Origin of the sequence: Nitrosomonas marina (genome assembly GCF_900111605.1) — a bacterium.
GTDB classification, from domain to species: Bacteria; Pseudomonadota; Gammaproteobacteria; order Burkholderiales; family Nitrosomonadaceae; genus Nitrosomonas; species Nitrosomonas marina_A.
The window spans coordinates 51616-74691 of sequence record NZ_FOIA01000012.1 but is presented as its reverse complement, the minus strand read 5'-3'; the positions used below and the strand labels follow the sequence as shown (position 1 = coordinate 74691).

Genomic DNA, 23076 nt, shown 5'->3' with positions numbered 1-23076 from the left:
TGGATCCTCCTTATGTGAGTGTTCGAACCCTAACATGAATTTTCATAATTAACAATGCAGTAAATGAAGTTACCAGCGCGCAAAGGCGAGTGCGCGTCTATCTCTTTGGTAACTATCCGGCGAATAATGTATGTTGTTTTCGCTGTCTATCCAGGCTGTCAAATACACAATAAAAGTCGGCAGCGGCTCAGGAAGATTAATTTGTCTGGTTTTCCCGAATTCGATCTGTGCTTTCAAAGTTTCTTGCGTTAATTGTTTCCTTAACGCGAACTCTGCCAGTTGCAGCGGTTTTTCCAGGCGTATACAACCTGAACTGAAGGTGCGAATATCTTTGTTAAACAGAGTTTTGGTTGGTGTATCATGTAAATAAATGCTAAAAGGATTCGGCAGCATGAATTTGATAGTTCCCAGCGCGTTGTGGATACCGGGATCCTGTCGCAGAATATATGGAAAACCACGCCTGATTGCCAGCCAGTCGATGCTGTCTGGATCTATCGGTTCTGCGTTGTAAGCATAGTCGGAATAGACCCTGATATTTTGAGATGTAAAGTAATCTGGATTTTTCTGCTGTTTGGGCAACAGATCCTTGCTGGCTATACTGGCTGGAATGTTCCAGTAGGGATTAATAATCAAATGTGTGATGCGACTGTTAAAACTGGGTGTTGAACGGTAATCACGCCCGACAATAATACGCATGTCTAGCATATACTCATCGTTTTCCACGGCGGCGAGCTGAAAGCCTGCAGTATTTACGAGCAGATAACGACTGCCCAGTTCGCGTGGCAGCCAGCGCAGTCGTTCCATAGTAATGCGCAGTTGCTGTATTTTTTCGTCGAGCGTTTTATTGAGTGCGTTTATGGTATTTTTTCCGATGATACCGTCAGCATTCAGTCCGTGTTGCAGCTGAAAGGCCTTGATGGCATTGACCAGGCTGCGATCATATATTGTGCTGTTTATGCTCTCTTCCGAATGAGACAGATTATATTCAGTTTTGTCATGCGTTTCGTAGGCTTGAGCGATACGTATACGTATCAAAGGAATGGCCTGATGCGATTCGCCGGGTCGAAGCAATGGCATATCTGGAATATGCTGCCAGGAAACCCCGCGTTCGGCCAGGTTGCGAAATTTCAACAGCACCTGCTTGAGTAAGTGATAGTTGGGTATATTGGGTGCCAGTCCCAGAAGTGATTGTTGAAAGGTGTCAGTGTCTACTGTCGATAGTAAGAAATTGATCGCATTGAAAGCCGGTTGTGGAATGTGCCAGTCAGGATCGAGTCTGGAAGCGGTAAATCGACCACGGTATAAATCGTTGCTAAACCGCAATAATGACAATGTTGTCAGAAATTCAAGCTCGAAGCGCTCAGATGGGTTTCGCGTTTTGAATAACTGCATCAAACGATCAAGTCGATATTCCCGGCTCTCCAGCCCCTCATTTTCAGCGGTGCCAATAAAAGACAAAGCAATTTCCAAACGCGTCAATTGTGTGACGGAATCAGTCCATGCGGGCCGATAGTCTCTTGCCGAATAGAATTCCTGCAGTTTGGTCAGATCAATATATTCGTGTCGCGGGTCATCAACGTACCGGGACACGAAAGTGTTCAGTGCCGATTGCAGACTTTCGGTGTCGAATGTTGTGGCCTGACTTAATGAAGTGCAGTGTAAAAGTACCAGCCCTGAAAAAAAATTAATAAAAAACGATGTTTGTGGCATATACGGTATTGATTGGATTGAGGTGTTTCAGGTTGGCCAGTTAATGTTGATTGGTATAGTTTGATCAATAATTTTAATCTATATTGAAAATAATCGATTGATACCGATGTATGTGTCTTGATTAGTGGCATTTTCTCCTGTTTTTTAGCTGAAATAAATAATCGGGTCCCGTGCAGCTGATATCGATAAAAATTTCCATTCCACATTGCATTGTACAACGCCAGACATTACAAAATGTATTGTTCTGTTTTTGAAATAACCGCGTCAATACCCAAGCTGTCGGCATGAACGAATGACGCTATTAGCGTCCTTTATTTCTGCAAAATATCAATGCCGGATAAAACTGAGTGCAGCAGGCAAACGGGAAAATAAAAGTGTGATTATCGAGATGTCAACAGGGTTTTTTAATGACGTCAAATTGAAAATACCACTTTATAAACAGGGGAATATTGCTATAAAAATCATGATTTTCCCTTGTTCGGGGCACGGCAGCATGCTAGAATTTCCATTCGATTTAGTAACACAAAAAAGTTGTCCTTAACTTGGTAAATCTAAGTTATAGATAACAATAAATTTCGGCTAATAAAAGTAATTGTCGTCGATATGGTATGGTTATTTTTTTGCAAGATGAGATTACAGTGCTTCGCTCAAGCATATACAGACTGAACAAAGATGTTTGTTTTGCTCTCTAATGCAAGAGCGATGCCTGGAATCGAAGAGTTCGTAATAATCATGTGGGGGAAATATGAGAAATAAATCAGTAGCAACCTTGGCGGGGGTTACCGCTCTAGCCTTGTATTCAAGCATGGCGGTGGGATCAAAATATAATTTTCAAGAGCCACAGAGCGTCATTGCGCAAGATATTTATGATCAGCATATGATGCTTTTGTGGATCTGTCTGGCTATCTTTATCGCTGTTTTTGGCGTCATGTTTTATTCGATTCTGAAACATCGTAAATCAGTAGGACACAAAGCTGCAAACTTTCATCACAGCACTACAGCCGAGGTGATCTGGACAATAATTCCTTGTTTGATTCTAATTGTAATGGCATGGCCGGCTACCAAGACTGTCATCGCGATGAAAGACACTTCCAGTCCGGATATGACGATCAAGGCAACTGGCTATCAATGGATGTGGGGTTACGATTACCTGCAAGGCGAAGGTGAGGGCATCAGCTTCTACAGCAAGCTCTCAACACCTAGAGCACAATTGGAAAACAAGGAGCCGAAAGGCGAGCACTATCTTCTGGAAGTCGACAATCATGTTGTGGTGCCGGTAGGCAAAAAAGTGCGCATGATTTTGACTGCCAATGATGTGATTCACGCATGGTGGGTGCCTGCATTGGGCGTTAAGCAGGATGCGATTCCAGGATTTATTCGTGATTCATGGTTCACAGCTGATACACCGGGCATCTATCGCGGTCAATGCGCTGAATTGTGTGGCAAGGATCATGGTTATATGCCAATTGTAGTGGAAGTTCTAGACGAAGAAGCTTACTCAGAGTGGGCCGCTGAGAAACTGGCTAGCATGAAAAAAGACTCTGTTAATCTTGCTTCTGTGGCGACTGATGTAGCGAGCGATGCCGAAGCGGTTGAAGCAGCTGAAAAAGATTCAGATAATAATTAAGAGGAGATAACCTATGGCAGCAGTACATGGTGACGTACATGGTCACGGGCATGACGACCATCACCCAACAGGTATCATGCGTTGGGTAACAACAACCAACCACAAGGACATTGGGACAATGTACCTGTGGTTCAGTTTGGCAATGTTCTTTACGGGTGGCTTCCTGGCGATGGGTATCCGAGCTGAATTATTCCAGCCCGGTATTCAGATTCTTGAGCCCGAATTATTTAACTCATTTACCACATTACATGGCTTGATTATGGTGTTTGGTGCCATCATGCCGGCGTTTGTGGGGTTTGCTAACTGGCAAATACCGATGATGGTCGGTGCGCCCGATATGGCGTTTGCCCGTATGAACAACTGGAGCTTCTGGTTGTTGATACCCGCAGCGTTACTATTAATTTCGTCGTTCTTTGTGCCAGGAGGTGCAGCAGCAGGTGGCTGGACATTTTATCCGCCGCTGTCAACGCAAGGTGGCCTTGGTGTCGATATGATGCTGTTTGCAGTACACATTCTTGGCGCATCATCGATTATGGGCTCTATCAATATTATTACCACTGTACTGAATATGCGCGCACCGGGCATGACGCTGATGAAAATGCCATTGTTCGTATGGACGTGGTTGATTACTGCATATCTGCTGGTGCTGGCAATGCCGGTACTCGCTGGTGTGGTGACAATGCTGATTACTGATCGTCACTTTGGCACAAGCTTCTTCAATGCTGCTGGTGGTGGTGATCCTGTGTTGTTCCAGCACATTTTCTGGTTCTTTGGTCATCCTGAAGTGTATATCATGATTTTGCCGGCATTTGGTATTGTGTCTGAAATCATTCCTACATTCTCACGCAAGCCGCTGTTTGGTTACTCTTCAATGGTGTATGCGACAGCATCTATTGCGATTCTTTCGTGTATCGTATGGGCGCATCACATGTTCACTTCTGGTATGCCGACCGTCGGACAACTGTTCTTCATGTATGCAACCATGCTGATTGCTGTGCCAACAGGTGTGAAAGTGTTCAACTGGACCGCGACAATGTGGAAAGGCGAAATGACATTTGAAACACCAATGCTGTTTGCGATCGGATTTATCTTCCTGTTCGTGATTGGTGGTTTCAGCGGTGTTATCTGCGCTATCGTACCAATTGATATTCAAGTCCAAGATACTTATTATGTAATTGCACACTTCCATTACGTACTTGTATCAGGTGCTTTATTTGCTTTGTTTGGCGGCGCTTATTACTGGCTGCCTAAATGGACGGGGCACATGTATGATGAGACTCTGGGCAAATGGCATTTCTGGTTGTCAATGATCTTCTTTAACATGGCGTTCTTTGTTCAGCATTTCCTGGGTCTTGCAGGCATGCCGCGCAGAATTCCCGATTACGCTTTGCAATTCGCTGATTTCAATATGATTTCCAGTCTCGGTGCATTTGGATTTGGTTTGACGCAATTATTATTTGTTTACATTGTAATCAAATGTATACGCAGCAAAGAGCCAGCACCTGAAAAGCCGTGGGACGGTGCAAAAACACTGGAGTGGACGCATTTGCCAACACCAGCGCCATATCATAGCTTTGAAACACCACCAGTTGTTAAATAATAACCGACGAGATTCGTATGTCAGATGAAACAGATTTGAAGCGTAGAAAAATCAAAACGGCAGTTATCTTATTTATTTTAGTGATAGTAATATATGTAGGTGCCTTTCTTTACATGAAATTATAAAAGGAAGACCAATCTATGAATCACGCTAAAGGCATGTGACCGCCGAATAGATTGAATACGTTCAACAGATCTGTACGCTGCGGCTGTAGCCGATGAATTGATAAAAGGTGAAAGACAAAATGGCGATCAAAGACAAGATGGAAAATAACCTGACAATGATGAAGAAGTTGTTGGTCTTCACAGTCGTTATGTTTGTTTTTGGCTATGCAATGGTGCCGTTTTATGAAAAATTTTGTGAAGTAGCCGGTATCAATAATCTGTTACAGCCGGATACACTGACTCAAGAACAGGAAACGGATACCGCACGCTGGGTGACAATAGAGCTTGATGCAAATACACGAGGATTACCATGGGACTTCAAGCCGTTACAGCGCAGCGTTCGTGTCCATCCAGGTGAATCAGTAGAAGTGATGTACGAAATTATCAATAACTCGGAGCGAGAGATTACAGGTCAGGCGATACCGAGTTATAGTCCGCGCTTTCTGGACAAGCATTTAAAGAAATTCGAATGTTTTTGTTTTACCAGGCAGGTTTTAAAACCAAAGGAAGTGAGGCAAATGCCGGTCCAGTTTGTGATCGAGCCGACTTTGCCTAAGGAGTTTCATACGATTACGATTTCGTATACCTTTTTTGAACTTCCCGTAGGGACGCCGGCTATCAGCGAAAAATAAGTGTATGAGTAAAGAAGAGAAAAAAGCTTCCGGTACATTCATGCAGGTAGCCAAGGCTGTATTGGCAGCGTTTATGGGAATCCGAAAGCAAAGCGATTTGGAAAACGATGCAGCCAATTTAAAACCGGCCCAGTTAATCATAGGCGGACTAATCGGAGCAACGCTTTTTGTAATCAGTATTTTGATACTGGTCAAAATTATTGTTAACTTGAATTGAAAATTTGGAACTAGGAGGGTAAGAATGAGTCAACAAACGGGTCACTACTATGTACCAGCCCCGTCAACATATCCGATTATCGGATCAACGGCGTTATTGTTTATGGGGTTTGGTGCCGCGTTAACGATGAATAAAATGGAGCTGGGCTATGGTCTGTTGGCGATAGGCTTCGCGATACTGATATACATGTGCTTTCGCTGGTTTGGCACAGTTGCAGCAGAAAGTGAAAGCGGAAAATATGGTCTGGATGTCGATAAGTCATTTCGCTGGGGAATGACATGGTTTATTTTCTCGGAAGTTATGTTTTTTGCTGCTTTTTTTGGCGCACTGTTTTACATGCGCGTTTTGTCAATTCCATGGTTGGCTGAAGAAAGTCAGGTTTTAGGCCAGTCATTCTGGGGTGCTTATGAAGGCGGTTGGCCAACTACGGGACCTGGAGAACACGCTGCATTTACGCCAATGGGTGCATGGGGATTACCGGCGATTAATACGCTGATTTTGCTAACTTCAGGTGTGACCGTTACTTATGCTCACTGGGCCTTAAAAGAAGGGCGGCGTGATGCACTGAAGAAATGGATGTTGGCAACAGTTTTCTTGGGCGCGTTGTTCCTGGGACTGCAAGGCTATGAATACGTTCATGCTTATAATGATTTGAATCTGCGACTGGATACCGGCGCTTATGGTTCAACATTCTTTATGCTTACGGGATTTCATGGTTTCCATGTGACGCTGGGCACGATCATGCTGCTTGTTATCTATTTCAGATGTGCTGCAGGACATTTCACACCGGAAAGACACTTCGGTTTTGAGGGCGTAGCCTGGTACTGGCACTTTGTAGACGTGGTCTGGTTGGGGCTGTTTATATTTGTTTATCTGATGTAAATAGAAACAGTATTTGTTATGAACAGGGTTCCAGCTTTTACATTGCATGTTGCTGATTTTGATGTCTGCAGGATTGAGATGTAAAAGACTGGAATCTTTTTATATATAAATATCCCAGATACACGGTAAGAAGATTCTAAGTTTATTGCTGCTACACATACACTATGGCTTTTAAAGGTTTTCAGTTTAAGCCCAAGCTTTGGGCTTGGATTGTAACAGCAGGTATGGTAGTGATTTTTCTAGAGTTGGGAAAGTGGCAGTTGTCTCGCGCTGATGAGAGAAATGAACGCCACCAGCAACTGGAGCAGCTGTCAAATGAACCTGTAGTCAATATTCCGGACAGTCGCATAACGATGGAAGATTTTCTATATCGACAGGTAGAAGTTAGAGGAAGATATAGACCGGAATTTACGATTTATCTGGACAACAAAACGTATAAAGGACAGGCGGGTTATCATGTGCTAACGCCTTTGCAGATTGCAAATAGTGAGTGGCATGTGATGATTAACAGGGGTTGGATAGCGACCGGATATGATCGGTCCGAGTTACCAGAAGTTCCGGTAGATACTGGAGAAACAATAATAACTGGTACTGTCGTATCCCCAGAATTGAGAATGCTTGAACTGGCTGAACCGGATACCTCAGGGACCGTTTGGATAAACTTCGATTTAGAGCGTTTTCAGCAGGCATCTAATCTTGTAATGCAACCGATTATGATTCAACAAACTGGTCATATAAAGGATGGTTTAATCCGTGACTGGAAAAAAGCTGACTCCGGAGCATCAAAAAATATCGGCTATGCAATTCAATGGTTTTCCCTTGCTATAACGACAATCATAATTTTTCTGGTGTTAAATGTTAGACGAAGCAACAAGAAGAGCCAATAGGATTAAATTTGTCATGATTGGGGTAGTTTTACTTGCTCCGATTATAATTTCATACACACTTTTTTTTGCAGGGTATCGACCTGGAAGCAGTGTGAATTATGGAGAGCTTCTTGATCTACATAAATTGTCAGGTAGCGGTGTAACGCAAGATGAAAATACCATTCTAAGAATCAAGGATCTGCATGGGAAATGGGTGATGCTAACAATCGATTCCGGTAATTGTGATCAGGCGTGTCAGCAGAAGTTATATTTTATGCGGCAGATTCGAACCATGCAAAACAAGGATATGCATCGCATAGAAAGGTTGTGGTTGGTGGATGACAATGTTCCCGTCGAGGACAGGTTCTGGGAAGAATATAAAGGCACTCAGATTGTCAACGCTCGAGATAGCGAGCTTCTTGATCAGATTCCCAGCAGGGAAACGCAGCGTAATCATATCTATTTAATTGATCCCTATGGCAATTTGATGATGCGCTTCCCTGAGGATTTGGAGCCAAGAAAAATGAGCGATGACCTCAAGCGATTATTACAAGTGTCACATGATGAGCACATGTAAATATTAAAAGAATCGAAATATCAAATTACTTACTTTAGCTTTTGGAATGACAGTTTAAATCATCAATAAGGCAAAAGATAAATAAGGCAGGAGATGAGTCAAATGGCAACGAGTTTAGCATTGCATGAAGCAGCAACACGTATTCAACAGTTCTACCGATTAACAAAACCAAGAGTGGTCTCATTAATCGTATTTACTGCCGTGATTGGAATGTTTTTGTCCGTTCCGGGCGCGGTACCAATAGACGCATTATTTTTTGGAACGATCGGAATCGCTTTGGTTGCAGGAGCGGCAGCAGCATTGAATTGTCTGGTCGAGTATAAGATGGATGCTATTATGGCCAGAACCAAAGGGCGTCCACTGCCACAAGGTGGGGTTAGCGTTCCGGAAACACTCTTTTTTCTTCTCTTAGTTGGCGGAGCCGGGTTGTTTATACTGTATGAATGGGTCAATCCGTTGACGATGTGGTTGACACTGGGAACGTTTGTCGGGTACGCAATTATTTATACAGTAATACTAAAACCTTTAACACCTCAGAATATCGTCATTGGCGGTGCTTCAGGTGCAATGCCCCCGGTTTTGGGATGGACTGCTGTCACGGGTGAAATTACTGCAGATGCTTTACTGCTGTTTCTGATTATTTTTGCTTGGACACCACCACATTTCTGGGCATTGGCGCTTTATCGGAAGAATGAGTACGCATCAATTGGTATGCCAATGCTGCCTGTTACACACGGTGATCAATTTACCAAATTGCATGTGCTTTTATATACAATTATTCTTTGTATCATCACCGTGTTTCCATATCTAACGCAAATGAGTGGTATGATTTATATCATCAGTGCGCTTGCGTTAAATGCTGTATTTATGTATTACGCCATAGAAATATACAGAAATTACAGTGATCAGCTGGCACGGAAAGCTTTTCGCTATTCCATATTGTATCTTGCGTTACTGTTTGTGGCATTGCTTGTCGATCATTATATCTATATTTAAATTATCGAATACAGAGACTATGGATTAATTGCCGTAGTCTCTGTTTCAGTTTCAATCAGTTTCAGTCATTAAATGATATCAAGCTGGAATTGCGTCAGTCGTTGAATCCTTTTCTTGCGGCATTACTCATGGCACAACAGCGTATATTATGACAGGACAGGGTTCTGGCGGAAACGTGCTCGCGGCAATATGCAGCTTTCTTATCCCTGGATTAGGACAATTAGTTCAAGGACGTGCATTATCGGCCTTATTGTTTTTCGTTGTAGTCAGCACTAATTACTTTTTTGCCGCCCTGATCATTCCGGCAGTTGTAGGCGGCATTATTCATTTGTGGTCAATTCTTGATGCCGCAAAATTCAACAAGGATGACTAATATCTTTACTTCGTGAATTTCGCTCGTTTTTAATTGTTTCCAGTAATGCGTGAAACAATTGACGATAGTTTTTAGATGCTTTATTGCTGTTTATTTCTTTGCGCGCATTTCGCACCAACGTCCTGATTTGTGTAGTTTCAGCACCTGAATATTGTCTGGTAAATTCAGTTAAAGCTTCATTGTCGGATAAAAGTTGCTCGCGCCAGCGTTCTGCCAGGTGTGTCAGAGCTATCTGATGGGAGGAATTTCGTTGCAAGGCTTTAAGCTTTTCTTCAATAGGTAGAATATCAATTCGCCGCATCAACTTTCCAATAAACTGCATTTGCCGCTGGCGTGCGCCAAATTTGGTGATTTGACGCGCAACTAAGATTGCTTCATGCAGGTTTTCCGGTAAATCCAGCTCGGCAAGCTGATTATCACTCAGTGTAACCAGCTGCTCCCCGGTTTTTTGCAATGAATGCATTGCGAGTTTGCGTTGCGTTTTACTGGGTTTATCTTCCCTCTTGTCGGTTTTATCAGTAGTGTTTTGCACGTCAATTGTGTAAGGTAAAATGAATACGATTCATCATAACGTTTAGATCAAAGTCAAACCAGATTTATTTAATGCGTCTAACCCAATCTGTTCTTATTGTAATATTGCGTATAATCCAGTTCTATCAAGAAAGCATTAGTGCAGATAATGCGCCGACAAAATAACAATTCATTCCGCCTCAGCCTATTGCATGTCATGCTTCATATCTGTATTTACAGTAATCATTCTAAAAAATTAATAATAATTTAATCAATCCACAAAATAATTTTATGAATACGTTATCAGCAGAAAAGCAACCTACTCGATTTTCAAATACCTATTCGAGGCTTGAGCAAATTGCCCGCGATATTCTTGACCATGCCAAGCGTGGCGGTGCCAGTGCCTGTGAGACGCATGTATCCGATGGTTTCGGGCAAACGGTAACGGTTCGCAAAAATGAAGTTGAGACCATAGAATATAACCGCGATAAGGGGCTTTCGGTTACCGTTTATATTGGGCAGAAGCGTGGAAATGCCAGCACATCAGATTTTACGCCACAAGCGATCAGCGAAACAGTAAGTGCTGCTTTGTCGATAGCACGACATACAGCTACAGATGATTGTGCGGGGCTGGCTGACCCAGAACTGCTTGCCCGGAGTTTCCCTGATTTGGATTTGTATCATCCTTGGAACTTACCTGTAGAAAAGGCCATTGAATTGGCCAGGAACTGCGAACAGTCCGCTTTTGCAGTAGATGCGCGGATTAGCAACTCTGAGGGCGCTAGTATATCAACGGATGAATCGCAGTTTGTTTATGCCAACAGTCTGGGATTTGTAGGAGGGTGCCCATATTCGAGGCATAGCATAAGTTGTGTTGCTATTGCTGAGCAAAATGGCGCCAAGCAACGGGATTACTGGTATAGCGTAGCACGTGATGTTCAAGATCTGGAAGCTGTCGAGCAAATAGGCAGAAAAGCAGGAGAACGGACTGTTGCGCGTCTGGGAGCACGCCAGATTCCGACCTGCGAAGTACCCGTACTGTTTGAAGCGCCGGTTGCGGCTAGCTTGCTTGGTCATTTTGCATCAGCAGTCAGCGGAAGCAATCTGTATCGTAAATCGACCTTTTTATTGAACAGCATGGGTCAACAAATTTTTGGTGGCAATATCAATATCCGTGAATGGCCACATTTACCCAAAGGGCTGGCCAGCAGCGTTTTTGATGACGAAGGCGTTGCAACGGCAACACGAAATGTGGTTGAAAATGGCATAGTTCAAGGCTATTTCCTGAGCAGCTACTCTGCGCGAAAACTGGGTATGCAGACAACGGGCAATGCTGGCGGTGTACACAACCTGATTATCGAAAACGGTGAGCCAGTGGGCTTTGACGTTCTGCTGAAGCAAATGAACAGAGGATTGCTGGTAACCGAACTGATGGGACATGGCATCAATACCGTGACTGGGGATTATTCGCGGGGTGCGTCCGGCTACTGGATAGAAAATGGGGAGATCAGTTTTCCCGTCGAAGAAATCACCATTGCAGGCAATCTGAAAGAAATGTTCCTGGGAATAGCAGCAATTGGTAACGACGTCGTCGTGCGCGGCTCCAAACTGAGCGGCTCTATTCTGATTGACCACATGACCGTCGCGGGTGGCTGAAGTATTTCCATTATGCAGAAGTTGCGTCAATTGGAGCTATACATAGGTCGAATATCCGGCCTGTTTGGCTGGTTGGCTGGATGGCTGTGTATACTCATGATTGCTGTCGTGTTCGTTGATGTGATAGCGCGCTACGCATTTGAATCCGGGTCAATTGCCATGCAGGAACTGGAATGGCATTTATTTGCTGCTGTGTTTTTGCTGGGTGCTGCATATACCATGCGTGAAAATGCAAACGTGCGTGTAGACGTATTGTATGAAAAGCTTTCCATTCGCAGAAAGGCTGCGATTGATTTGTTCGGAACAGTGATTTTTGTCATTCCGATGAGTACATTGATTCTGTACAGCTCATTCGATTTTGTTGCTTATTCTTATGAAACTCAGGAGGTATCCAGCGACCCGGGCGGCTTGCCTTACCGGTTTGCGTTCAAGGCGTTGCTACCATTTGGATATTTTCTGGTTTTGATCCAGGCAATTGCGGTTATTTCGCAAAATATTCGTTTACTTGCCGGTGATTCTTTAGATCCAGGCCAAAGCACGCCAGAACATCGGGAAAAATCGTGATCGGTCTGGTCATGTTTGTTGTCTGCTTGTTGATGCTGACACTGGGTTATCCTGTAGCTTTTACATTTGCCGGTGTTTCTGTATTTTTCGGACTATATGCTGAAGGGCTAGACCTGTTTATGCTGATTGCGTATCGCCTGTACGCAATAATGACCAATATCACGTTAATGGCAGTACCGCTTTTTATTTTCATGGGGCTGGTTCTGGAAAGATCCGGGATCGCAGAAAGAATGCTTGAGTCTATGGGGCTGCTGTTCGGGCATATCCGCGGTGGATTGGCGGTATCCACAGTTGTTGTTGGTATGTTGCTTGCTGCATCTACTGGCGTTGTGGGCGCTTCGGTTGTGACTATGGGGCTGATTGCATTACCTGTCATGCTGAAATATAACTACAATCAGCAGCTTGCCTGCGGCGTGATTTGTGCTTCTGGTACGCTGGGCCAGATCATTCCACCTTCGATCGTATTGATCATTCTGGCTGATGTGTTGCACCAGCCCGTGGGTGACTTTTATCGTGCTGCATTGCTGCCCGGCCTGCTTCTGGTTCTGCTGTATATAATTTACTGTCTGGCGGCAGCTTATTTTAAAAGGGATACCGCTCCAGCCATTCCGCGGGCATCCCGGATCAGCTCAAAACAATTTTGGCAGGCACTTCTTGCAATCACTCCTGCGCTGACGTTGGTGATGGTGGTGCTTGGTACCGTGATAACAGGTATCGCTACTCCAACCGAATCAGCTGCGATGGGTACCGTAGGTGCAATTATTCTTGCTGTGCTTGGCGGTAACCTGCGCGTTTCCATGCTGCATCAGGTTGCGATGGAGACGACAAAAATCAGTGCCATGGTATTTACCATCCTGGCTGGCGCGACATTTTTTTCAATGGTTTTTACTTATACTGGTGGTGATGACGCAGTAGAACGAATCATGGAATATCTGCCTGGCGGCCAATGGGGATTTGTCGTCTTGATGATGATCGTTATTTTTTTGCTGGGATTTTTCATTGATTTTGTCGAGATAGCTTATATTTTTGTTCCCATGATAGCGCCTGTACTGCTGAAACTGGATATTGATCCACTCTGGTTCGGTATCCTGGTTGCACTGAATTTGCAGGCCTCTTTCCTGACCCCGCCATTCGGGTTTTCACTGTTTTATCTGCGTGGTGTGGCACCGGTATCGCTCGGTACGTTGCATATTTACCGCGGCGTGATACCGTTCATTATATTGCAATTGATTGGGCTGGTAATCGTCATGATGTTTCCTGACATTGTACGGGTGTTTTTATAAAGCGCAATCAGTCGGATAAAGCGCTTAAACGGATAAATAAAGGCATAAACATTCCTTAAACGAAGAATCCTAAGAGTTTATTATCCGTTAGACTCCTGTTCGATATCAACGAATTGCATGTTCTGTGTCAGATTGTGCGTGACAGGTAAATATGGCTTAAAACGTTAATATTGAAGAATCTGCTGCAGCTTGCGCGTTTACAGGACTAACAATGAATGAAGTATTTCTAGGCAGGCTTCCGATACTGGACAATAAACAGAACATCGTTGCATTTGAGCTCTTGTTTCGTTCCAATCAGCTGAATAAAGTGCGTGTTACAGACAACCGGGCGGCATCGGCGAATGTCATCATCGATACTTACGGGCAATTGGGTATTGAAAATGTCATGGGCAAACGGCGCGGCTTCATCAAGGTCGATGCCAAATTTTTAATGAGTGACGCGGTATTTTTGCTGCCTAAAAGCCAGATTGTTTTCGAAATATTGAGAAATGTTGAAATAGACGATGCCATTATAGAGCGCTGCAAGGAAATAAGGCAGAAAGGTTATCAGATCGCTTTGACAGGCGTGGTGCAAGTCGATGAGCGGCTGGATAGGTTAATGCCCATGGTTAATGTGGTTAAAGTCAATGTCAGCGAGCTGGAAAGTAAAGAGCTAGTCAGGCTGATCAAGAAACTGAGGCGGTGGCCTGTCCTATTGCTGGCAGAGAAAGTTGAAAGCCGGGAAACAGCGAGGAAATGCATAGAGCTGGGTTTTAATATGTTGCAGGGCTTTTATTTTGCAAGGCCCGAGATCATTTCTGGAAAACGTATTGATCCATCCAAACTGTCGCTACTGAAACTATTGCTGCTCGTAGTCAAAGACAGCGAGGTTGTCGATATCGAGAACGAGCTTAAGTATCAACCTGGATTGAGTTACAACCTGCTTCGCATGGTGAATTCTGCTGCCACGGGCACGGCCAGAACGGTAAATTCGATTAAAAGAGCAATCATGATTTTGGGCAGAAAACAGCTCCAGCGATGGGTGCAGATTCTGCTTTATTCCGCCAAACAAAAAGATGGCAGCACATCGGATGCACTTATTCAGACCGCATCTGTTCGTGGAAAATTACTCGAACTCATTGCAATAGCAGACCGGCCCCATGACAAGAATCATCATGACCGTGCTTTCATGGTGGGCGTGTTATCGTTACTGGATACCTTGTTGGGTATGAAAATGTCCGAACTCGTAAAAACGCTGAGTATCCAGAAAGATATGAGTGACGCCTTGTTGTCAAGGCGGGGTTACCTGGGCCGCCAACTGGCACTGATAGAAGCACACGAAATTGGTGAATTCGAAACTGTTTCATCAATACTGTCGGAACTGGGGTTCCTCAATATGACAGAATTTACACAGCTGGAGCTGGAGGCACTGGTTTGGGCAAATCGTATCAACGATATGGTCAACTCAGAATGCTGAAATTCAGGTAACGATCCACGTGTAAATCAGTACAAATAAAAACCTGCCAGGATATCAGCGTTTCATGCTTTCGAGCGTTCTGAGTTCGGTTTCGGTAAAACCCGCCTGTTGTCTCGCTTCATAGTGAAACGGGCCAGAGAGCTGTCCCGTGTAGTATTGATTGAGCAACCTGCTGAATGTGCGGTCCGCGTTCAATTGTCGTTGATTGCAAAAATACTGAAACCAGTGTGAACCGATTTTTACATGGCCGATTTCATCGTGCAGAATAACTTCAAGTATTGCAACGGTTTTTTCATCTCCAGCGATACGGAGGCGATTGATAATGCCCGGTGTTACATCCAGCCCTCTGGCTTCCAGTACACGCGGGACCAGGGCCATACGCACCATCGGATCAAAGGCCGTTTTTCTGGCCATCTCCCACAAGCCGTTATGGGCTGGAAAGTCGCCGTAATCATGCTCCAGTTCAAGCAAGCGATTTCGCAGTAAGTGGAAATGATGAGCTTCCTCGCAGGCGACACGTATCCAGTCACTGTAATACTGCGTGGGAAGCTGGCGAAAACGATACACCGCGTCCCAGGCGAGGTTGATGGCGTTAAATTCAATGTGTGTAACAGCATGAATTAATGAGACAAGTCCTGCTTTCGTGCCCAGTCGGCGTTTAGGCACATTGGCGGGTAATACCAACTCGGGCTTCGCCGGGCGTCCGGGCTCTCCTATGGGTTCGGGTACCTGACTGTATTCGATTGATAACAAATCCTGATGCCACATTTGGGCGGTTTGATGGGTTAAGTACAGCTTATGGTCTAATTCCCGGGTATTCAAGCAGCGATGAGCTGCGTCAAAAAGCGATTCCATAGTAAGAGTCAAGAACAGAAAATTTGTGTTTGTTGATTATTGTCGCCTGTTTTTAACAACAAAGCTATGGCTGGTTGAGTTTGACGGTTCAAGTGGCCGGAAAAACGGATGTTTGTTTGCTTTTTGCATAAACACCACGCGGAACGGGTCTGGCTATCATTTCGAAATCGGAATTCAACGGCTTACTATGATCGAAATCATTTCAGCTGGTGTTTGTCCATGAATGCCATACGGGTATGTGTTATCGTAACGACTGAGACAGTGTTACGGGGAGATGGGTGAAAATATCATGATGCATGATACGTGTAAAAAAAATATCTTCGTTTTTGGGGCGGAGGAGTTCAATATAAATCAAATGAAGGCACTCGCTTCCGCGAAACATTACTGTTTTCATGAATTGCTTACACATCAACAGGTTAAATGCTGGAATGGGCATTCGGTGCAAAAGATTCACAAAAGTGCGATGGAGCGTTTAAAGGCTTTTTCCGGATCCGTCGACGCAATTGTCGGCTATTGGGATTTTCCGGTCAGTACTATGCTACCGCTACTTCGGCAACCGTTTGGTTTACCTTCGCCCAGCTATCGATCAGTACTTATTTGTGAACATAAATACTGGTGTCGGTTGGAACAAAAAAAGGTTATTCCCGACTATATTCCCGATTTTTGTGCAATTAATCCGTTCGACACCAATGCCAAACAATCGGTAACAGTTCAATACCCGTTCTGGATCAAGCCGGTCAAATCAGCTTCTTCTCATCTGGGTTTTAAAGTGCGTAATGACACTGAGCTCGATCAGGTTTTGCAGATTATCCGTAAGAAAATTTGTCGTTTTTCCAGACCATTTAACTATATGTTGCAGTTTGCCGAGTTGCCAGACGAAATTGATGCTGTGGATGGAAATTATTGTATTGTGGAGGGGATTATTTCCAGAGGACGACAATGCACGCTTGAAGGTTATGTTTATCATGGTGACATGACAGTGTATGGCGTCGTCGATTCGATTCGTGAAGGACAGCATCGTTCCAGCTTTGCGCGTTATCAGTACCCGTCAACGATTCCAATGCGTATCCAGCGGGAAATGATCGCTACAACTGAATGTTTTCTTAAGCATATCGGTTTTGATAACGGTCCGTTTAATATTGAATACTACTGGGAACCGATAAAAGCCGGTCGCGACAGAATCTGGTTGCTTGAAATCAACACGCGGATTTCAAAATCGCACTGCCCGCTGTTTCGCGATGTCGATGGCGCTACACATCAGAAAGTCATGCTGGAGCTGGGATTAGGAGAAAAACCGGATTTTCCTCATCGCGAGGGAAAACACAAGATAGCAGCAAAGTTTATGTGGCGTATTAATCATGACGCATATATCCGGCATGTGCCTTCAGCGCAGGACCTTCAGATGCTTGAACATGAATACGCAGATGCGAACATTCAATTGCATGTTCGCAGTGGTATGCGCTTGTCGGAGCTCATGGATCAGGACAGTTATAGCTATGAAATCGCAGTTATTTTTCTGGCAGGTAACAGTCAACAGGAATTGCTGCAAAAATACCGTGACTTGAAAAAAGCGATGCAGATCGAGCTCGAACCCGTCGGTTGACTGGTGAACCAAGGTGTATTCCTATGAAAACGTTTGAAGACTTTCCTTGCCGAATTCGTCATATTGAACATCAGTGGATTCAAATGCCGGATGGCGTGCGGCTGGCCGCGCGTATCTGGATCCCTGAATCTGCGAATACACATCCGGTTCCTGCCATACTTGAATATATTCCCTATCGCAAACGAGACGGTGTCCGTTTGCGCGATGAAACCATGCATCCGTATTTTGCTGGGCACGGCTATGCCTGCGTTCGTGTGGATATCCGTGGTAGCGGTGATTCAGAAGGCGTGTTACGCGATGAGTATCTGCAGCGCGAGCTTGATGACGGCGTAGCCATCATTGCGTGGTTGACGCAACAGTACTGGTGCGATGGAAATGTTGGAATGATCGGTATCTCCTGGGGGGGCTTTAATGGATTGCAGATTGCCGCGTTGCAGCCGCCTGCGTTAAAAGCGGTTATCAGTGTATGTTCTACTGACGATCGATATGCAGATGACGTGCATTATATGGGTGGCTGCCTGCTCGGCGACAATCTTTCCTGGGCTTCAACCATGTTTGCCTATAATTCGCTGCCGCCTGACCCAGTCATTGTCGGCGACAAGTGGCGCGATATGTGGTTTGAACGACTCGAGAACAGTGGATTATGGCTGAATACCTGGCTGCAGCATCAGCATCGGGATGAATACTGGCAACATGGTTCTGTCTGCGAAGACTTTTCCCGAGTGCAGATTCCTGTAATGGCGGTGAGCGGCTGGGCTGACGGATACTCTAACGCAGTGTTCCGTCTATTGAAAAATCTGTCCGGACCGCGGCAGGGACTGATCGGACCGTGGAGTCATAAATATCCACATTTAGGCGTGCCCGGGCCCGCGATCGGTTTCTTGCAGGAATGTCTGCGCTGGTGGGATCAATGGCTAAAACAGCAGGAAACCGGGATTATGAATGAACCCATGCTGCGCGCATGGATGCTCGACAGCATGCCACCGTCTACCTTTTATCATCAGCGCTACGGGCGCTGGATCAGTGAGCCATGCTGGCCGACAACCAATGTCAAACCGATGGTTTACAAATTGGATGAATACCGTCTGGTCGATGAGAATGAGACAACAGCGGAGCATGTGTTGACATTGCAGTCACCGTTGAGCAACGGTCTGTTTGCCGGCAAATGGTGTTCCTACAGCGCAACTCCCGATTTGCCGCATGACCAGCGTGAAGAAGATGGCGGCGCCTTGGTGTTTACCTCAGCTTTTTTGCCCCATACGCTTGAAATACTGGGTGCGCCTGTACTTGAACTGGACGTGTCGGCGAATCAGCCGGTGGCCATGATTGCCGTACGCCTGTCTGATATGCGACCGGACAATAAAGTAACGCGTATTACCTATGGATTACTGAATCTTACACACCGCGACAGCCATGCCAGTCCTTTGCCTCTGGAGCCGGGTAAGCGCTATTCTGTGCGCATGCAGCTCAATGATGTAGCGCAAACATTTCCAGCGGGTCACCGCATTCGCATCGCGATCTCCACCTCTTATTTTCCGCTCGCCTGGCCACCACCGCAATCAACCCAGGTAAAAATTTTTACTGGAAACAGCCGGCTGACATTGCCGATACGCTCGCAGCGGGAAGAATGCATTAACTTCTCAGAGGCCGAGGGATCAGTAAGCAGCGGGCAACGCCAGATAACTGAAGGGTGCCATAACTGGCGTGTCATACGTGAACTCGATCAAGATGTATCGATACTGGAAGTTATCAACGACAACGGCGTTTACCAGTTGGAGGAAATTGATTTGACGGTGCAACGCAAGGCAGAAGAGTGGTATTCATACCAGGGTGATGATTTCAGCTCAGTGCGGGGTGAAACGTTGTGGACGAGAAGCCTGAAGCGAAATGACTGGCATGTCAAAACCGTGACGCGGACTGTATTACGTTGTGACGAAAGCAGTTTTTTTCTTGATGCCGAACTTGATGCTTATGAGGCGGATAAACGCATTTATTCCAGAAACTGGAATCGCCGCATTAAACGCAATCTGGTGTGACTGGTACGCTTGATTTGTAAGCAGGATTATTTGCCTGACAGCATGTTTTCTATTAAATTATTTCGATTATTTCGAACAGGACACACAGGATGAGTAATCTGCCCCGACGCACCCGGACATATCAGAATCATCATATGGACAGCACCCGATGGGACTACTTTGAGCCGCGGGACGATGATATTGTGATTGCGACTTCATATAAAGCAGGTACAACCTGGACGCAGGCAATTGCAGCGCATCTGCTTTTTCCGGATGGTCGTTTTCCTGCTCCGCCCTTTGAAATGTCGCCGTGGCTGGATATGCGGATTGTGCCGCTCGAAGTGGTATTGAACAAGCTGAAAGCGCAACAGCACCGTCGTTTTATCAAAACACACCTGCCGCTGGATGGCCTGCCGTATCGTCAGGATACCAAGTACCTTTATATCGCCCGGGATGCCCGTGATGTGTTTATGTCATTATGGAATCATTATTCAACGATGAAAGAAGAAACATTCATGCTTATGAATCATCTGCCAGGCCGACAGGGCGACGAGCTTCCTCCACCACCGGAAGATATTCATGTTTTCTGGAAAAACTGGATGACACGTGGCGCGTTTGAATGGGAAGGCGATGGCTGGCCGTACTGGTCGCATTTATCCAATGTGCAGTCGTGGTGGCCTTACCGTCATTTACCCAATATCGAACTGTTTCATTACAGCGATATGCTGGCAGATACAGAACGAGAGATTCGACGAATGGCAGCATTTCTGGAAATCGAAGTGCCGGATCATGCCTGGGATACGCTCATCAGAGCCGTATCATTTAGCGAAATGAAACAACAAGGCGACTTGTATGCGCCGGGGGGCGGTCAGTTCTGGAAGGGCGGGGCAGCCGCTTTTCTCCACAAGGGCACCAACGGACGGTGGTGCGAAGTATTGTCTGACGAAGAACTGGTGCTCTACGAAGCTGCCTGTAAACAGGCTCTGACGAACGATAGCAGGGAATGGCTTGAGAATGGCGGTCCGGTTTGACAGTGTATATGCGACAATGAAAACGCAGTTGTTTGTTCATTATTTTCTCAATCATCAACTTATGGCAGAAAATAATTATGCATGAGAATGACAGTGATCCCGCACTTCATGTTCCCTTGCCGGAGGCGCAGCCGGTATTGCGCATGGTACCCAAATCGTCGGATACCAATCATGCGGGAGATATCTTTGGCGGTTGGATCATGTCGCAGGTCGATATTGCGGGCACAATACCAGCCATTCGGCGCGCGCGCGGACGTGTGGCAACCGTGGCTGTCAATTCCTTTGTGTTCAAACAACCTGTACTGGTTGGTGATCTTGTCAGTTTTTACGCCGACATTATCAAAATTGGCCGTACTTCAATTACCGTCGATGTGGCGGTATACGCTCAACGCGGGTTGCGCGAGGGGAGTGAGGAAATTTGTATCAAAGTCACCGAGGCAGAACTGACTTACGTGGCCATCGACGAGAACCGGCGCCCAAGACCGGTACCAAAATCTGAATGACGATTGAGCCTGGACGTAAATTCCATTCATGTCCGGAATCAATGGTCATACAACTTTTCAACAAGGCGGCTTTTATTTTTAATAACTTGAAATGGATTGATTAAACCTTTTCTTGCGGTGTAAAAATGTCAATTCGAGAACGATAGGGACGCGTCAGGTACGCACAAGAAATCTATCTTTAACCTATAAAGCAGAGAAAAAATCATGAAACTTGAAACCCTGGCTTTGCATCACGCGTATGCGTCTGAAGCGACAACCCGGGCCGCAGCGGTGCCGATTTATCAAACCACTTCATTTACATTTAAAGACACGCAACATGGCGCCGATCTTTTTGATTTGAAAGTACCGGGGAACATATACACGCGTATCATGAACCCGACTTCCGACGTACTGGAGCAGCGTTTGGCAGCGATGGAAGGTGGGGTTGGCGCGCTTGCGGTGGCTTCTGGCATGGCAGCAATTACGTATGCAATACAGTGTATCTGTGACGCGGGTACGAATATTGTCAGTATCAGCCAGTTGTACGGCGGCACGTATAATCTTTTTGCGCATTCCCTGCCCAGACAGGGTATCGATGTCCGCATGGTGTCGCATGAAGATTTTGATGCGATCGCGCAGGCGATAGATGCAAATACCCGCGCGATATTTTGCGAATCAATCGGCAATCCGGCCGGTAATGTGGTTGATATAGAACGTCTGGCGACTATTGGACACAAATTTGGCGTCCCGCTGATTGTCGATAATACTGTTGCGACGCCGTATTTGTGCCGTCCATTTGAATTGGGTGCAGATATCGTCGTGCATTCGCTGACCAAATACATTGGCGGGCACGGGACCTGTATCGGCGGCGCGATTATCGATTCCGGCCGATTTGACTGGGTAGCTCATAAAGATAGATTCAAGATGCTGAACGAACCGGACCCGTCATATCATGGCGTGGTTTATACTGAAGCCTTGGGACCGGCGGCGTATATCGGGCGCTGCCGTGTTGTGCCGCTGAGAAATATGGGGGCGGCATTATCACCTTTTAATTCGTTTCTGATTATGCAGGGCCTTGAGACATTAGGATTGCGTATGGAACGACATTGTGAAAATGCCGAAAAAGTGGCGGCGTATTTACAAAATCACGATAAAATCGAATGGGTTAATTACGCGGCATTGCCCAATAGCCCGTATTTCCAGACCTGTCAGAAAATTACCGGTGGAAAAGCTTCGGGCATTTTAAGCTTTGGTATTAAGGGTGGGTTTAATGCTGGCGTACAGTTTATTGATGCGTTAAACATGATTCTGCGCCTGGTGAATATCGGCGATGCCAAGTCACTGGCATGTCATCCTGCATCGACCACGCACCGGCAGTTAAATGAAAATGAACTGGCAGCTGCCGGAGTAAGCCAGGATCTTGTACGCTTATCCGTTGGTATTGAACATATCGACGATATTATTGGCGATATCGAGCAGGCACTTGCTGTGACTGATATCTAATTTGTCTGTTACAGAGGTATATCGGGAATTTACCAGCAGCACATGCTGATACAGGGACGGTCTGTCCAAGCCAGTAGTGCATATTACTCTATCAATATGATATTGCCAGGTACAGCGTTGCCGTGGTGTTATGGAGCAAGGCACAGTACGCGGGAAAGGGTTATTCCCTTTTCAAGTACTGTAACACGGCTGCAGGACACCACGGTAACGCCCTGTGGGTGAGCTTGTCAGCGTCCATGGACTACGTTGTGTCTTTTGGTAATAGAACAATTATTTCCTGCAAGACACGCCTTGCCATGAACACTGATAAGCTCACTGAACCCGGCAATATCATATTGATAGAGTATTAGGGAGCTGTCTGCGATTCTATGCTGTTGGTATTATTGCAACATGATATGCTTATCTGTTCAGGACGTGACAAAATATTCGCAAATGACTTTATCCGGTCCTGGACTGCTGCTGTAGCGGCATAGA

Annotated in this window: 22 protein-coding genes; 19 read left to right on the top strand and 3 right to left on the bottom strand. The window is 45.5% G+C overall.

The annotated features are described in order from the left end of the window. Window positions 1-69 precede the first annotated feature (69 nt). The gene (locus BMY62_RS07170; protein WP_090658119.1) at window positions 70-1710 is read right to left on the bottom strand and encodes a L,D-transpeptidase family protein; all 1641 of its coding nucleotides are present in this window, start codon (window positions 1708-1710) and stop codon (window positions 70-72) included. A gap of 292 nt (window positions 1711-2002) precedes the next feature. On the opposite strand from BMY62_RS07170, the gene BMY62_RS07165 reads away from it, so the two are divergent. The 10 genes from BMY62_RS07165 (at window position 2003) to BMY62_RS07120 (ending at window position 9644) form a co-directional block, all read left to right on the top strand. After that, the gene (locus BMY62_RS07165; RefSeq protein WP_090658117.1) at window positions 2003-2251 is read left to right on the top strand and encodes a hypothetical protein; all 249 of its coding nucleotides are present in this window, start codon (window positions 2003-2005) and stop codon (window positions 2249-2251) included. A gap of 204 nt (window positions 2252-2455) precedes the next feature. Next, window positions 2456-3337, top strand: a complete 882-nt coding sequence (coxB, locus tag BMY62_RS07160; RefSeq protein ID WP_090658115.1) for a cytochrome c oxidase subunit II — start codon at window positions 2456-2458, stop codon at window positions 3335-3337. 13 nt (window positions 3338-3350) lie between these two features. Further along, window positions 3351-4937: a cytochrome c oxidase subunit I gene (gene ctaD, locus BMY62_RS07155; RefSeq protein WP_090658113.1), complete on the top strand. Its 1587-nt coding sequence runs from the start codon at window positions 3351-3353 to the stop codon at window positions 4935-4937. Window positions 4938-5181: 244 nt separating this feature from the next. Then, window positions 5182-5733, top strand: a complete 552-nt coding sequence (locus BMY62_RS07150) for a cytochrome c oxidase assembly protein (RefSeq protein ID WP_090658111.1) — start codon at window positions 5182-5184, stop codon at window positions 5731-5733. Between the two features lie 4 nt (window positions 5734-5737). After that, the gene (locus BMY62_RS07145) at window positions 5738-5950 is read left to right on the top strand and encodes a DUF2970 domain-containing protein (RefSeq protein WP_090658109.1); all 213 of its coding nucleotides are present in this window, start codon (window positions 5738-5740) and stop codon (window positions 5948-5950) included. 24 nt (window positions 5951-5974) lie between these two features. Beyond that, window positions 5975-6832, top strand: coding sequence for a cytochrome c oxidase subunit 3 (locus BMY62_RS07140; protein WP_090658107.1), 858 nt, complete (start codon window positions 5975-5977; stop codon window positions 6830-6832). Between the two features lie 164 nt (window positions 6833-6996). Continuing rightward, entirely contained in the window at window positions 6997-7719 is a 723-nt protein-coding gene (locus BMY62_RS07135; protein WP_090658105.1) for an SURF1 family protein, read from the top strand. Between the two features lie 91 nt (window positions 7720-7810). After that, window positions 7811-8275 carry an SCO family protein gene (locus BMY62_RS07130; RefSeq protein WP_256207479.1) on the top strand — a complete coding sequence of 155 codons (465 nt, stop codon included), beginning with the start codon at window positions 7811-7813 and terminating at the stop codon, window positions 8273-8275. A 102-nt stretch (window positions 8276-8377) separates the two neighbouring features. Then, entirely contained in the window at window positions 8378-9271 is an 894-nt protein-coding gene (cyoE, locus tag BMY62_RS07125; RefSeq protein WP_177170325.1) for a heme o synthase, read from the top strand. A 148-nt stretch (window positions 9272-9419) separates the two neighbouring features. Next, window positions 9420-9644, top strand: coding sequence for a DUF6677 family protein (locus BMY62_RS07120; RefSeq protein WP_090658099.1), 225 nt, complete (start codon window positions 9420-9422; stop codon window positions 9642-9644). On the opposite strand, the gene yjgA is transcribed toward BMY62_RS07120, so the two are convergent. After that, window positions 9628-10176, bottom strand: a complete 549-nt coding sequence (gene yjgA, locus BMY62_RS07115) for a ribosome biogenesis factor YjgA (protein ID WP_090658097.1) — start codon at window positions 10174-10176, stop codon at window positions 9628-9630. The genes BMY62_RS07120 and yjgA overlap by 17 nt on opposite strands. Before the next feature lie 269 nt (window positions 10177-10445). On the opposite strand from yjgA, the gene pmbA reads away from it, so the two are divergent. The 4 genes from pmbA (at window position 10446) to BMY62_RS07095 (ending at window position 15113) form a co-directional block, all read left to right on the top strand. Then, entirely contained in the window at window positions 10446-11810 is a 1365-nt protein-coding gene (pmbA, locus tag BMY62_RS07110; protein WP_090658095.1) for a metalloprotease PmbA, read from the top strand. Between the two features lie 12 nt (window positions 11811-11822). Next, the gene (locus BMY62_RS07105; RefSeq protein WP_090658093.1) at window positions 11823-12374 is read left to right on the top strand and encodes a TRAP transporter small permease subunit; all 552 of its coding nucleotides are present in this window, start codon (window positions 11823-11825) and stop codon (window positions 12372-12374) included. Next, on the top strand, window positions 12371-13657 hold the full coding sequence (locus BMY62_RS07100) for a TRAP transporter large permease (protein WP_090658091.1): 1287 nt from the start codon (window positions 12371-12373) through the stop codon (window positions 13655-13657). Before BMY62_RS07105 ends, BMY62_RS07100 begins: the two co-directional genes overlap by 4 nt. Before the next feature lie 211 nt (window positions 13658-13868). Beyond that, window positions 13869-15113, top strand: coding sequence for an EAL and HDOD domain-containing protein (locus BMY62_RS07095; protein WP_090658089.1), 1245 nt, complete (start codon window positions 13869-13871; stop codon window positions 15111-15113). 54 nt (window positions 15114-15167) lie between these two features. Here the strand turns inward: BMY62_RS07095 and BMY62_RS07090 are convergent, their stop codons facing one another. After that, entirely contained in the window at window positions 15168-15968 is an 801-nt protein-coding gene (locus BMY62_RS07090) for a ferritin-like domain-containing protein (protein WP_090658086.1), read from the bottom strand. 439 nt (window positions 15969-16407) lie between these two features. Here BMY62_RS07090 and BMY62_RS07085 point away from each other — a divergent pair, with 439 nt between their 5' ends. From BMY62_RS07085 to BMY62_RS07065, 5 genes are all read left to right on the top strand, one after another. After that, on the top strand, window positions 16408-17571 hold the full coding sequence (locus tag BMY62_RS07085) for an ATP-grasp domain-containing protein (RefSeq protein WP_218142948.1): 1164 nt from the start codon (window positions 16408-16410) through the stop codon (window positions 17569-17571). Between the two features lie 23 nt (window positions 17572-17594). After that, window positions 17595-19607 (top strand): CocE/NonD family hydrolase, encoded by a 2013-nt coding sequence (locus tag BMY62_RS07080; protein ID WP_090658084.1) that lies wholly within the window; start codon window positions 17595-17597, stop codon window positions 19605-19607. An 89-nt stretch (window positions 19608-19696) separates the two neighbouring features. Continuing rightward, window positions 19697-20617: a sulfotransferase domain-containing protein gene (locus BMY62_RS07075; protein ID WP_090658082.1), complete on the top strand. Its 921-nt coding sequence runs from the start codon at window positions 19697-19699 to the stop codon at window positions 20615-20617. Window positions 20618-20694: 77 nt separating this feature from the next. Further along, a complete protein-coding gene (locus BMY62_RS07070) occupies window positions 20695-21120 on the top strand; it encodes an acyl-CoA thioesterase (RefSeq protein ID WP_090658080.1) in 426 nt (141 codons plus the stop codon). Window positions 21121-21324: 204 nt separating this feature from the next. Beyond that, window positions 21325-22602 carry an O-acetylhomoserine aminocarboxypropyltransferase/cysteine synthase family protein gene (locus tag BMY62_RS07065; RefSeq protein ID WP_090658078.1) on the top strand — a complete coding sequence of 426 codons (1278 nt, stop codon included), beginning with the start codon at window positions 21325-21327 and terminating at the stop codon, window positions 22600-22602. The last annotated feature ends 474 nt before the right edge of the window (window positions 22603-23076 follow it).